The organism is Bacillus sp. JJ1562 (assembly GCF_036962705.1).
Lineage (GTDB): Bacteria > Bacillota > Bacilli > Bacillales > Bacillaceae_L > Ferdinandcohnia.
Map to the genome: position 1 here is coordinate 58004 of NZ_JBALOQ010000025.1, position 12956 is coordinate 70959.

Genomic DNA, 12956 nt, shown 5'->3' on the forward strand with positions numbered 1-12956 from the left:
GCCCATCAAGACCAATTACATCTCACAAAACTTAACTTCAAACCACCCATTTTTATTCCCACTCATCAAAATATTTTTGGTAATCTATTCCTGCATGAACCCCCTAAATGTGGTAAAAACTAACTTTACTACTAACGGAGTTTTAGGAGGTTTTACTTTTGAAAAGGCTTTGTGGCATACTTCTTCTTTTGACTGTTACCTTTTCATTGGCCGGTGCCCACCAGGTGGCGGCAGCTTATTCAAACGCACCAATCCATTGGGGCTTTAAAAAGAGCAAAAATCATGAACCAGCATCAGCGGGTGAGGAGTATGATGAACTACTCGCAAAATATAGCGCATTTTACATTGGAGATACATCTAAAAAAGACATCTATCTTACCTTTGACAACGGCTATGAAAATGGCTACACCGAAAAAGTCCTTGATGTGTTAAAAGAGAAAAAGGTTCCTGCGACTTTCTTCGTCACGGGGCATTATTTAAAAGATCAGGCTGACCTCGTCAAACGAATGGCAAAGGAAGGGCATATCGTTGGCAATCATTCATGGTATCATCCGGATTTAACAAGGGTGAGTGACGACCGTCTCCGAAAAGAATTAGATTCCGTTCGTGAGGAAACAAAAAAGCTAACCGGGCAGGATGTTACTTATCTTCGCCCACCGCGAGGTATCTTCAGTGAACGAACATTGGCTTTATCCAACAATCTTGGCTATCAAAATGTATTCTGGTCATTGGCCTTTGTCGACTGGCACATCAACAATCAACGTGGGTGGGAGTATGCCTACAACAACATCATGAGACAAATCCATCCAGGAGCGATTCTTTTGCTACATACCGTATCAAGGGACAATGCTGAAGCGCTTGGAAAGGCAATCGATGACTTACACAAAGAAGGCTATACCTTCCGAAGCTTAGACCAGCTAATGGCGGAAAAAACCATTAAAGAAGAGCTACTATTTAACCTAGACTAAACAAAAAAGGACTTAGAGTCGCATTCTAAGTCCTTTTGCACTTACATATAATTTTCAACTAATTCATAGCATCTTTCTTTGGTGACTTTCGCTTGTGCGGTTACTTTCACTAAAGACTCCATTGTGCCGCCTTCGTATTGAGCCGCTTCTTCACTTGCTATCCTATATTTCTCTTTAATCCATTGGCGTTGTTCTTCCCGTAATTTATCCATTTTTTCGGTCGGAAGTTGGTTCTCTAGTTCTTTCCAAATTTTATTTAGTTGATTATCCCAGACTTTATTGGTTTCTGCTGCGATTTCTTCCATCTCAATTTGAGTTTCACCCTCAGGCTTGTTTTCGATTCCTTCTTCAATCGTAGCTAGTTCAGTTAAATATTGATCCTTCAGAGCGCTATTTTCAGTCGTCGCTTCAACACTAGTGTCTGGAGCCTCGACATCCACATTTTCATTTGTTGCTGTCTCGTCTTTGTCTTCTGAAACTTCACCCTTGTCACTTGCTTTTTCAGAATCACTTTCCGTAGCTTTAACTGGTTCTTCAGGTGTTGAAATTGCCTTTTCCTCATCATTACCGCAGGCAGCCAACAAGACCAACAAAACTGTTAACAGTATAAATTTTTTCATTGCAAAAACTCCTTGTAAAAATTATGTAACTATTACTAATTAAAAAAACGAATAAACACTATTCATTTCTTTATTAATTGTAACACGTATACAACAGTCATGTGGTCCCCAAATTTTTCTTTAGATTCCCGAACCTAAAAAAGGTAAAATGGAGAAAGGCACTTTATTAGGTAGGAGGAATCACCATGAATGCATACATCCTTTTAATTATAGCCATTATTAGTGAAGTATTCGGCAGTTCGATGCTTAAGGCAACAGATGGATTCAAAAAATTCCTTCCTTCTATGGGAGTCATGATCGGATATGGCCTAGCATTCTATGCCTTATCGCTTTCACTAACAACATTGCCACTTGGGGTGGCCTATGCAATCTGGGCCGGAGTAGGGACAGCACTTACCGCAATAGTCGGTATTATCATCTATAAAGAACATATCGATATGAAAAAAATCCTAGGATTCTTCTTAATTATTGGTGGAGTCATTTTACTCAATGTTGGAGGGGGTCATCAATGAGGGGTTATCTTGCATTAACAATTTCGATTATATGTGAGATCTTTGCAACAGCCATGTTAAAAATGTCCGAGGGATTCACTGTTCTATTCCCTTCAATCGGTGTCATCGCAGGATACGGTCTTGCATTTTATTGCCTATCCTTATGCCTAAAAACTCTTCCACTGAGTTTGGCATATGCAATATGGTCCGGAGTAGGAACAGCACTTACAGCTGTAATCGGTGCACTTGTGTGGGGAGAGGTTTTTAGTGTTCTTAAACTAGCAGGTATCGTCTTAATTATCGGTGGAGTGATTTTATTAAATACTTCCAAAAATGAAGAAATAGAAATCGAGAGTCAGAAGGCAAAGGCGCTTTAAAAAAAGCGCAATTCCTCCTATAATGAAAGGGAATACATATAAGGGGGAGTAGGACATGGTTGGAGAATGGGAAAACGCAGAACCTGGCGTAAAACGAAAAATCTTCCCACCGGGTGAATCGGTGATGATGATGGAAGTTCACTTTGAAAAAGGGGCGGAAGGCTATCAACACAGCCACCCACATGAGCAGCTCACATACGTCATGAAGGGAAGCTTCCAGTTCACAATTGAAGGTGAACAAACGACGGTCTCTCAAGGAGAAACGATTTTTATTCCTGGAAACCATAAGCATGGCGTCGTGGCATTAGATGAAGGTATTTTACTAGATACATTTACACCGCTTCGTAACGATCTTTTAAATAGATAAACATAGAATCCTCTTGCTTACAGGGGGATTTTTTTTACGCCCAAATGGTATAATGTGTACTAACACTTATGAATTGAGGTTGGTTTCCATGTGGGAGAAAACAGTGCATGTACAGCCGCCATATAATTTTGATCGCGTCCTAGACCGGCTATCCATAAATCCACTTATAAATCTAAATAAAGAAGAACGCTCGGTGAAGGTACCGTTTTATGTTAAAAACGAACCTGTGGTTGTCACGGTAAAAGCAACAGGAACAGCGGATGAGCCAACTTTTGTCGTCACAGGCTCCCAAACCGATTCAATGGAAAATGCGTTGCAGCTTGTGTCACATATTTTTCAATGGAACGTACCTTTGAATGAAATCCAAGACCATTTTTTACGAACAGACCTTAGAGATATATTCATAGAGCATCGCGGAACGCCATTGGTATTGGATTTCGATCCATATTTTTGCTTGATGAAGTGTATCATCCATCAGCAGCTAAATATGACGTTTGCCTATACACTTCAATCAAGGTTTGTCACCCAATTTGGCGAAGAAATAGAGGGAACGTGGATCCATCCTCGACCTGAAAAAATAGCCGAGCTGTCAGTTTCTGACCTGAGAGAGCTACAATTCAGTGGACGGAAAGCGGAATATGTCATTGATACATCGAAACTGATTGCAGCGGGAGAGATATCTCTATCGGATCTTCAATCGAAAACCGATGAAGAGGTCATGGACATTCTTGTAAAAATCCGCGGAATTGGAAAATGGACTGCGGAAAATTACCTGTTATTCGCATTAGGAAGACCAAACCTATTTCCAATGGCAGATATCGGAATCCAAAATGCCATCAAAAAATTATACAATCTCGAGAAAAAGCCAACCTATGAAAAGATGGAAGATTACAGCAAGCCATGGGAGCCATATTTAAGCTATGCTTCCTTGTATTTATGGCGAAGCATTGAATAGAAAGTTGTGTGTATGATGAAACAGCAAAAAGAAAACCAAGCAAAATTACAGGTGGGACAAACCTTTCCCCTAACAATAAAAAGACTCGGAATCAACGGAGAAGGTGTCGGCTATTTTAAGAGGCAGGTCGTCTTCGTGCCAGGAGCGTTACCAGGAGAAGAGGTAGTAGTCGAAGCAACTAAGGTTCATCCAAAATTTTCCGAGGGCAAGATTAAAAAAATTCGCAAAAAATCAGAGCATCGAGTGAAACCACCATGTCCAATCTATGAATTATGTGGAGGGTGTCAGCTGCAGCATTTGGACTACCGTCAGCAATTAAATGAGAAGCGGGATATTGTCGTCCAGGCCTTTGAACGTTATAGCAAAACACCTATTGAAAAACTCAATATTAAAGAAACGATAGGAATGGAAAACCCATGGAGCTACCGGAACAAAAGCCAGTTCCAGGTCGGACTGGATAAGCAAAAAGTGATAGCGGGGCTATATGGCCTAAAATCTCACAAACTCATCGATATTGCCGACTGCATGATTCAACATCCAGCAACAAGTAAAGTCACTCAAACGGTAAAAATGATCCTTCAGGACCTAAAGATATCAATCTATAATGAGCGAAATCGAAAAGGACTCGTCCGCACCATCGTCACAAGAGTCGGCGTTCAGTCGGGAGAAGTGCAGCTTGTCTTAATTACAGCACAAAAAGAAATCCCTCGAAAAAGCCTATTAATAGAAGAAATCACAAAACGTTTGCCTGAAGTCAAATCAATTATCCAAAACATCAATGGTCAAAAGACGTCACTCATCTTTGGAGACGAATCAATTCATCTGCACGGAAGCGAGGTTATTCAAGAAACACTTGGAGACCTTTCATTTGAGCTATCAGCTCGAGCATTCTTCCAGCTGAACCCTGAACAAACAGTCAAATTATATGATGAAGTGAAAACGGCAGCCCAATTAACAGGCAAAGAAAAAATCGTCGATGCGTACTGTGGAGTAGGAACAATAGGACTATGGCTTGCAGACGGCGCAGCAGAAATCCGAGGAATCGAAATCATCCCAGAAGCCATAGAAGACGCTAGAAAAAATGCCAAAAAACATGGCTTTGAGAATGCAACCTATGCAGTAGGAAAAGCCGAAAAACTCCTACCAAAATGGGTGAACGAAGGCTGGCGCCCAGACGTTATCGTCGTCGACCCACCACGTACAGGCTGCGATGATCAATTCTTACAGACTGTCTTAAAAGTAAAGCCAAAGAAGATGGTGTATGTGTCTTGTAATCCGTCTACACTAGCAAAGGATATTCAAGTATTGTCGAAGCTTTACAGGGTGGAATATGTGCAGCCGGTTGATATGTTTCCGCATACGGCGCACGTTGAGTGCGTCTCGCAGATAGTTTTAAAAGATGCGGCAGGCCCCAAATAGGGGATTCCTGCTGCATTTATTTTAATTTAGGAGCCGTAAAACTATAGTGGATAGTAGGTTTTCCATCAGACATAACTTCAATTCGATTAACAAAACGATGTAAGATTTCTGGTGTTAATTCATCGGAATTCAGGAATTGTTGTAATTTCTGTTTTAACTTTTCAATGTTATCCACACTTTGTTCATTTTCCGAGCCCTTTAGTAAATCGTTTTTCTTATCAACTAAATTTTTAATTTCATTATTATTTGCTTCAACACTTTCACGATAGTCTTCTTTTGTGATGATTTCTTCAGCTAGTAAGTTGATGTATTTTCTTTTTCGATCCCTAACGGAATTGATTTGTTTATCCAATTTTCCGAGTTGTTTTTGGAGGTTTTGTTTTGATTTCGTTGATTCATTCTCCAATTGCTTAACGTATTGATCTTTATCAATATGGTCTACTAATTCTTTAATGTCAGCTGAAATAGTATCAATAAGTAATTTTTCTTTAATGGAATGATGGCTACATGCTTTTTTCCCATGACGTGCGTAATTCCCGCATACATAACCTTTTCGGTTACTACGCCACCACATTCCTTTTCCGCAATCAGCACAATAAAGTATATTCGTGAAAAGGTGTTTCTTTGGAGCTGTTATATACTTAGTTCGTATCTTCATTTGCTGTTGAACAGCATCAAATACTTCTCTTGAAATAATCGGTTCGTGGGCATCCTTATGGATGATTTGTTTTTCCTTATCAACCTTTTTGCGTTTTGAACTTGTCACACTTACAGAGGTCTCTCGTCCTAGTACCAAATCACCTACATAATGAGGGTTTGTGAGGATAAGCCTTAATGTCGAATCATTCCATTTGTCCCCAGCGTTTGTCTTCCCAGCTACATCAGCAGGAGTAGGAATTCCCTCATTATATAAGCGCCGTGCTATCTTATCCCGGCCACTTCCGCTCAGATACTCATTAAAGATTCTTCTGACTACATTTGGGGTGTTATCACTTCTGATAAAAAGTTTTCCTTGCCGGACCTCATATCCATAAGGAGGGTTCGAACCATGAAATAACCCTTTTTTTGCTCTTGTTCGCAGGGTATCCTTAACACGGTTGCTTGTATTTTGCGATTCCTGCTCATAGAGCCACGCATAAAGGCCAAACAAGTGAGTTTCTCCCTTTAAAGTATTTATTGCATTATCCAAAGTGATAATATGAATTCCTTCATCATTGCATAGATCCCGAATCTTATAAGAGAGTGTTCCATTTCTAGCTAGACGAGAGAGTTCCTTGGCTAAAATAATGTCGAACTTTTTTTCCTTTGCATCATCAATCATTTTTTGAAGACTTTCCCGTTTAGCAGTTGTACCTGTCTGAACATCCACATAAAAATCGTAAATGTCCCACCCTTTTTCCTCAATATATCTGTAAAACAGCTCCTTTTGGTATTTTAGTGATGCTTTTTGTTCTTCTTTATCTGTTGAAACTCTGACATATACTGCACATCTCATGAAGTCTCATTTTCCTTTCACAATAAGTTGAGATGTAGCAGTGTTTACCTTGTTTTCATTATTGACAATATCATAAATTTTATAAAAGAGAGTTATTTAGCTTCTCAGTTGAAACAATGTTTGATTTGACTTGTACCACAATAGAAAACAAAAAGTGTATTTATTTTATTTTTAATAAGTTTTCGCTTCTTTTCGCCATTATAAAGGATTGCATATATTATAAATATTAAATTGGCTAGCACAATTAAATCTTCATTTGAGGTGATATTTTATATGTCTATTTCGTTTAAGTATATATGTGTATTGAAAGAAAACGTTTTTGAAATTCCTAAAAACAAAATCGAAGATAGAAAAATTACAATAGAAGAATTAGCCGGGCAGGATGTTATAAGGTTGGAAATTTGTTACGAAATCAAAAATAAAAAACCTAATAGTATCTTAAGAGTTCTTTTTGAAAGGTTTACATTTGATGGAAATGGAGTATGTAATTTTAGAATCACTAGAGAAGAAATTAAAAGAAATTATGATTATATCTTTAGTGTTGAAAGTCCGCTACCATTACCTAAATCACCGGTCTTACCAAATGAATTGGAAACTAAAGCAATAAAACATTATTTAAACCGTAAGTACCCAGCTTTGTTAAAAAATGATCCTTATGCAATTGAAGTTGCAATATTAAATTGCAAAGAAAAATACAAACAAAACGTCAATAATTTTAAAAAATCACATCAACCTGTTCAAAATAAAGGAATTTAATTTCCTCAAAATATTGGGTTTTAAAAAAGGAAATATTCCAGATATGTTACAGAATAGAGCAGCAAAAAGAGTTACAAAAGGCGAAAAAATGAAAAAATTGAATTTGATTTTGGACCAAAGCCATCAAATTTTTAACATAAATAAAAGACCTTCGACAAAATAAGTCAAAAAAGATAAAAGGTATATGACAAAAACTTGACGAAAATAATTATCTCTTTACAAAATGCAATTTTATCAAGGTTAGAAAACGTCGATTCAGAAGATGTTTTTGAAAGTGTAATAAGAAAAATGACATTAGGAGTAAAAAATGAGGGGATAAACTGATTTAACTTGTGGAAGTAGAAGGTAAAAAAAAATATTGTTTAAGAAGTATGACTTTCATTATTACGTAAATATAGGATGATATTTAATCAAAGTCAAAGAGCTACCTCTTTATAAAAGGCTCTGTAAGTTGGTGATGAACGTGAGAGCAACTGATATTCTTAAATCCATTCAAAAACTAAATCCAGCAGAAAAACACCGACTACGAGAGTATTTAATTGATGCACTTACTGCATCTTCGACAGGAACTGTTCTGCAAGAAATAGCTGAAGGCAAAAATAAGTGCGGTTATCATTGTCCTGACTGCGAATCAGAACATATCGTTCGGTATGGATTGACCTGATTTTAGAAATTTAAACGGAAGATACTATTCAACTATCGAAGCAGGATAGTTCAATATCAATATAAGCTTGATAGGTGTCAGAGAGGGCATTTCTTCAAAATGAAGAAGTATATTTTATTGAGGTATCTGTAATGACCGATTTCAAAGGATTTTTTTATTTTGTTAATAATATTCCTTGACTAGAATATTCCTGTAAGGGTATATTTAAATAAAGAGAGATATTGCATTATATGCTTTATATTTGAAGCCAGGGGAGGGAAATTAACGAGATAATTGATTATTATTAATGATAAAACAAAAGTTGGGAGATGATTCAACATGAACCCGCATACCTTCAGTGCTCTGGCTGAGCCCAACCGCCTTGATATCGTTGACCTACTACTAGAAGGACCGCTTCCGGTGGGCGAAATAGCAAAGAAGTTAGAATTGAAACAACCGCAAACCTCTAAGCATCTTAGGGTGCTCTGCGACGCTGGACTAGTCGAGGTTCAACCGATAGCTAATCGCCGAATCTATAGGATAAAACCGGAACCGTTTCAAGAACTGGATAAGTGGCTGAACTCCTACAGGGGATTGTGGGAAGACAGGATGGATAGGTTGGACGATTATCTAAATGTTTTGCAGGGCAAAAAAACATTGAATTAATGAAAAAAATTGTTTAAGGAGTGAATTGAATGATTCGTAGTTTAGGTCAAGTTATGTTGTATGTGAAAAATCAAGATCAAGCTCGTGATTTTTGGACGGAAAAGGTAGGTTTTCAGGTAATTGCAGAAGAAGATAACGGTCAAGGTATGAGATGGATTGAAGTTGCCCCAGAAAATGCTGGAACAAGTATCGTTATTCACAATAAAGATTTCATTGCTCAAATGGAACCAGAATTAAATCTTGGTACACCTTCTTTGATGTTCTTTACAGAAAAAGCCGCTCAATTACATTCCAACTTTAAAAATAAAAATGTCAAAGTCGGAGATATTGTTGATATGCCTTCCGGAAAAGTATTTAATTTTGCCGACGATGAGGATAATTATTTCGCCGTTATGGAAAAAAATTAAAAACGAGATAATAACAGACTGCTGTATCTAGCCTCAGTACTTCCAATACTACTACAATAGGGGGAGAGTTGTAATGACAAATAATACAATGATTACGAGAGTAGAGAATAATCGGGTACTAATTCTAGAGCGTATATTCAATGCTCCTCGCGACCTTGTTTTCACAATGTTTAAAGAGCCTGAGCATCTTAAAAATTGGTGGGGACCAAATGGGTGGGAACTTCCGGTTTGTAATGTAGACTTCAGACCAGGTGGTGTTTGGCACTATTGCATGAAGTGTGTTGATCGGAATCAAGGACAATTTTATGGTATGGAATCTTGGGGTAAAGGAATCTACAAGGCTATTACCGTACCGGAGTTAATTATCTATACAGATTATTTCTCGGATGCAGAGGGCAATATCGATGAGAAATTGCCTTCAACTGAAGTCACGTTGGAGTTCATCGATATGGACGGTAAGACAAAACTAATTAATCGGGGAGAATATGTTTCTGCTGAGGCTCTCAGGACCGTTATGGACATGGGTATGGAACAAGGTATAACCGAAACTTGGAACCGTTTAGAAGGATATCTAAGTCAAATAAAGTAAGAATTATATGTTGAAGATAGTTGATTATCTGGATAAATCTCTAAAAAAATATCATATTCTTATAAACTAAAGGGCGCAACATAATCTATATGGAATTTCGTGATCTGTTTCACTTAATATTAAGGGTGCGTTTTTTTGTTGAAGTTATATTAACGAAGAAGTTTAGTTGAACAAAGAAGGAACAAGTATTTAGATATTGTTATTCTTTAATAAAGAATCTTGAGGCATCCTTTAATGGGTGCCTATTATAATGGAGGTGAGAAAAATGGTGTCTCTATTGGGATACATTTGCTAGCTGACGTAGGACACCCCTCAGTAAATTAATGAATTTGAAACTTTTTAAAAGCATTTAATAATCTATCGAGTTCTTGACTACATTTAATTGTCTCACTGTTTAATATACCATTTAACGTAGCAAGACGAATCATTTCATCCCTTTTTTGGACTATTGATAATATAAGAGATTCCCTATTAAGTTGTGTTCTTTCTTGTAACAATTTTTACACCTCTTTATTAATTTAACGCTTTACTTAAAACAAACACAAACAATATTATGCAAAATTCTTTACATAAAAAAAAGACCTTCGACAAAATAAGTCAAAAAATATGTGACAAAAATATGTCGATAATAACCACCTTTTTACAAAAGGCGATTTTTAATTCTAACCACATTCTTTTTATTTGGGAGAGATTGGTTTGTTTATTATATAGGTGCTTTATTATAAGGTATCTTGTATAAAAAATGTCATTTTTTTCATTAATGTGCTCGATGCTTCAACAACGAGGGATCGCTTTTTCTTTTTCAAGTAACGGGCAGGATAGTTTAATTAAAAAACTAAGCTCGTATGTCGAAGTAGAAACAAAATGAAAAGCAAAAAGAGACCATTACATCAAATGTAATAATCTTAAAGGTATCCTCCATATGAGGATTTTAACTGTGATAAATGTGGGAATCCACTACTTTTCCAAGGCAATGGATTCCTTAATGGGAGATTTTACTTTTCCAAGGTAAAACCTCCTGAAACGATGCTATCATGTCGTCGCAATAGCAATAACATTATATTCAACAAATAATAAAACGACACGGATATATGTTGATTTAAAATAATTCATTTCGCAATTCGAACAAATTATAAATTGAAATCATTTTCTTTGTTAAACTAACGGTGCAGGATAGTTTAATTAGAAAAACTAAGCTGATTATTGAATAAATACATTACTGTAAGGAAAAATTAATATCACACCAAAGATTTTCCCAAATATGCCCCGTCTCCTTGAAGAGAGGGGTTTTTTATTATTTGAGGTATTCTCTTAACTCTTTGGGATTCGATCCGATATTATAAGTAATGTAATATTAGAGAATCGTATTTTTAAAAATAGGTAAGAATTCGCACACCCTATCCCCTTAAGGGAGGGATTTGTATACTAGATTTGACAGCTAGTAGAGCAAAATAGAAGGAAATTTTGAAATAGAAATGTTTAAAATATTCCAATTTACGACAGATACGTATTTACAAGCACACTGGGAGAAAGATAATATAAAATTAAATGATAATTATGTAAATTTAAGTTGGTTGATGTAGAGTTGTTTTAAAGGTGGAACTCTTCGAATGATTAACAATGTTAAATGGACCAATGGTATTAACAGAGAGGAACTTATCCTTTTTGTTTATATAAATATAAAAAAGTAACACTTTGAGGCATGAAAGGAGAAATACATATGAATAAGACAGAATTGATTAGTATTGTAGCAGAGAAAAGTGAGCTAACTAAAAAAGATTCAGCAAAAGCTGTAGATGCGGTTTTTGAATCAATCTCTAATACATTATCAAACGGTGATAACGTTGCTTTATTAGGTTTCGGCACGTTTGAAGTCCGTGAACGTTCAGCTCGTAAAGGGCGTAACCCTCAAACTGGAGAAGAAATTCACATTGCTGCAAGCAAAGTACCTGCATTTAAAAGTGGGAAAGCACTTAAGGACGCGGTGAAATGACTCTTTGAGCTCTACATATAAAGGGATTTAGGTAGTTTTCAAACTACAGTAAAATCCTTTTTTTTCAAAAAACCCCTCAAAATATGTGAGGGGTTTTGTCTTTTTTGTTTTCAATTATTACTAAATCTTGCTACATATGTACTGATTTGAAATTTAGATTAAATGTACAATTAGTATAACACCATTTTGGAGAAGTTATCGTACTATCGGTGCAGGTTAGTTCAATTACTTTATTTGGGCATTGTCTTAAAATTAGGATAACTTGGATTTGAGAGGCATTAGTACTAGTAGTATAAAATTAAGGGGTAAAAGTAGTGAATGAATTTTATAAGGCGTTAACATATGTAAATAAAAATTTTTATGAGCCAAATCGCTTCATTATAAAAGATATCCGAGAAGAAGCTCAAAATTCAGATTATGGGGCGGGTATATTTCAGCTAAACTCGAAATCGGTTAGATTTAGAGTCGCAAAGAAAACACCTACTAAGATAGGACAGTTTGTTGCTTTTTGGGAAAAAGATAGGAATCATAAAAACCAAGCCTTTTCATATGAAAAGGCTACTGATTTATTGGTTATCAATACCTTTACTAGTGAAAATAATTTTGGACAATTCGTTTTTCCAAAAGAAGTTCTTGTAAAACAAAATATCCTTAAAACAGCCACTACAAAAGGAAAAATGGCAATTAGAGTTTACCCAAGATGGGAAAAACCAACTAGCAAACAGGCTATCGAAACTCAAAAATGGCAATTAGAATATTTTGTTGAGGTGAATAAACGAAATCATTTACCATTACAAGAACTAATAAAGCTATATTCTAACTAAAATTGGATAGAACTAAGCTGGCTAATAGTTTGTGAAAAATTACACTTAAAGTATCGGGTGCAAGAGTTAAAGATCCAACTGCCATTCCTGTGCAGCTTTTTTCTTGTTGAGCTAACGAAGCAGTTTAGTGAAAAAAGAGTTTGAAAGAATATATGGTAAAGTAAAACAAATTCTATTTTTTTTAATTGTGAGGGAATAAATGAAAGATTATTTGAATGAAATTCGAAGACCAATAAATATATCGCTATCAAGAAAATTTCTATATTCGACTTTAATATTGATCGCAGGGGTTTTTTTAGGCATAATTTCCAAGGCTCTTGATGAAACTGCCAGTAATTCATTACCATACTTTCTTGAAGTGTTGGACTTAAGAAACTTCTTTTCTC

Annotated in this window: 15 protein-coding genes and 1 pseudogene; 13 read left to right on the top strand and 3 right to left on the bottom strand. The window is 36.1% G+C overall.

What is annotated here, in order from left to right:
* The first annotated feature begins 188 nt into the window (after positions 1-188).
* Positions 189-968, top strand: coding sequence for a delta-lactam-biosynthetic de-N-acetylase (gene pdaA, locus V7097_RS17095; RefSeq protein ID WP_438824247.1), 780 nt, complete (start codon positions 189-191; stop codon positions 966-968).
* 41 nt (positions 969-1009) lie between these two features.
* Here pdaA and V7097_RS17100 read toward each other — a convergent pair whose 3' ends face one another.
* Positions 1010-1588 carry a lysozyme inhibitor LprI family protein gene (locus tag V7097_RS17100; RefSeq protein WP_335704848.1) on the bottom strand — a complete coding sequence of 193 codons (579 nt, stop codon included), beginning with the start codon at positions 1586-1588 and terminating at the stop codon, positions 1010-1012.
* A gap of 185 nt (positions 1589-1773) precedes the next feature.
* Between V7097_RS17100 and V7097_RS17105 the strand changes: the two genes are divergently transcribed.
* From V7097_RS17105 to rlmD, 5 genes are all read left to right on the top strand, one after another.
* Positions 1774-2100, top strand: a complete 327-nt coding sequence (locus V7097_RS17105; protein ID WP_335704849.1) for a DMT family transporter — start codon at positions 1774-1776, stop codon at positions 2098-2100.
* Positions 2097-2456 (top strand): DMT family transporter, encoded by a 360-nt coding sequence (locus V7097_RS17110; protein WP_335704850.1) that lies wholly within the window; start codon positions 2097-2099, stop codon positions 2454-2456. Before V7097_RS17105 ends, V7097_RS17110 begins: the two co-directional genes overlap by 4 nt.
* A 55-nt stretch (positions 2457-2511) precedes the next feature.
* Positions 2512-2823, top strand: a complete 312-nt coding sequence (locus V7097_RS17115; RefSeq protein WP_335704851.1) for a cupin domain-containing protein — start codon at positions 2512-2514, stop codon at positions 2821-2823.
* 88 nt (positions 2824-2911) lie between these two features.
* On the top strand, positions 2912-3778 hold the full coding sequence (locus V7097_RS17120) for a DNA-3-methyladenine glycosylase family protein (RefSeq protein ID WP_335704852.1): 867 nt from the start codon (positions 2912-2914) through the stop codon (positions 3776-3778).
* 12 nt (positions 3779-3790) lie between these two features.
* Positions 3791-5197 (top strand): 23S rRNA (uracil(1939)-C(5))-methyltransferase RlmD, encoded by a 1407-nt coding sequence (gene rlmD, locus V7097_RS17125; RefSeq protein WP_335704853.1) that lies wholly within the window; start codon positions 3791-3793, stop codon positions 5195-5197.
* 16 nt (positions 5198-5213) lie between these two features.
* Here the strand turns inward: rlmD and V7097_RS17130 are convergent, their stop codons facing one another.
* Positions 5214-6692: a recombinase family protein gene (locus tag V7097_RS17130; protein ID WP_335704854.1), complete on the bottom strand. Its 1479-nt coding sequence runs from the start codon at positions 6690-6692 to the stop codon at positions 5214-5216.
* A gap of 273 nt (positions 6693-6965) precedes the next feature.
* On the opposite strand from V7097_RS17130, the gene V7097_RS17135 reads away from it, so the two are divergent.
* The 5 genes and pseudogenes from V7097_RS17135 (at position 6966) to V7097_RS17155 (ending at position 9753) form a co-directional block, all read left to right on the top strand.
* Complete coding sequence (locus V7097_RS17135) at positions 6966-7448, top strand: hypothetical protein (RefSeq protein WP_335704855.1); 483 nt, start codon at positions 6966-6968, stop codon at positions 7446-7448.
* A gap of 457 nt (positions 7449-7905) precedes the next feature.
* Positions 7906-8103: pseudogene (locus V7097_RS17140) on the top strand (IS1595 family transposase); the annotation flags it as partial.
* A gap of 327 nt (positions 8104-8430) precedes the next feature.
* Positions 8431-8757 carry an ArsR/SmtB family transcription factor gene (locus tag V7097_RS17145; protein ID WP_335704856.1) on the top strand — a complete coding sequence of 109 codons (327 nt, stop codon included), beginning with the start codon at positions 8431-8433 and terminating at the stop codon, positions 8755-8757.
* A gap of 29 nt (positions 8758-8786) precedes the next feature.
* Positions 8787-9164: a VOC family protein gene (locus V7097_RS17150; RefSeq protein ID WP_335704857.1), complete on the top strand. Its 378-nt coding sequence runs from the start codon at positions 8787-8789 to the stop codon at positions 9162-9164.
* A 73-nt stretch (positions 9165-9237) separates the two neighbouring features.
* A complete protein-coding gene (locus V7097_RS17155; protein WP_335704858.1) occupies positions 9238-9753 on the top strand; it encodes an SRPBCC family protein in 516 nt (171 codons plus the stop codon).
* 320 nt (positions 9754-10073) lie between these two features.
* Here the strand turns inward: V7097_RS17155 and V7097_RS17160 are convergent, their stop codons facing one another.
* Complete coding sequence (locus V7097_RS17160; RefSeq protein WP_335704859.1) at positions 10074-10250, bottom strand: aspartyl-phosphate phosphatase Spo0E family protein; 177 nt, start codon at positions 10248-10250, stop codon at positions 10074-10076.
* Between the two features lie 1223 nt (positions 10251-11473).
* On the opposite strand from V7097_RS17160, the gene V7097_RS17165 reads away from it, so the two are divergent.
* Positions 11474-11746, top strand: a complete 273-nt coding sequence (locus V7097_RS17165; RefSeq protein WP_335367789.1) for an HU family DNA-binding protein — start codon at positions 11474-11476, stop codon at positions 11744-11746.
* A 314-nt stretch (positions 11747-12060) separates the two neighbouring features.
* Complete coding sequence (locus V7097_RS17170) at positions 12061-12570, top strand: MepB family protein (protein ID WP_335704860.1); 510 nt, start codon at positions 12061-12063, stop codon at positions 12568-12570.
* Positions 12571-12956 lie beyond the last annotated feature (386 nt).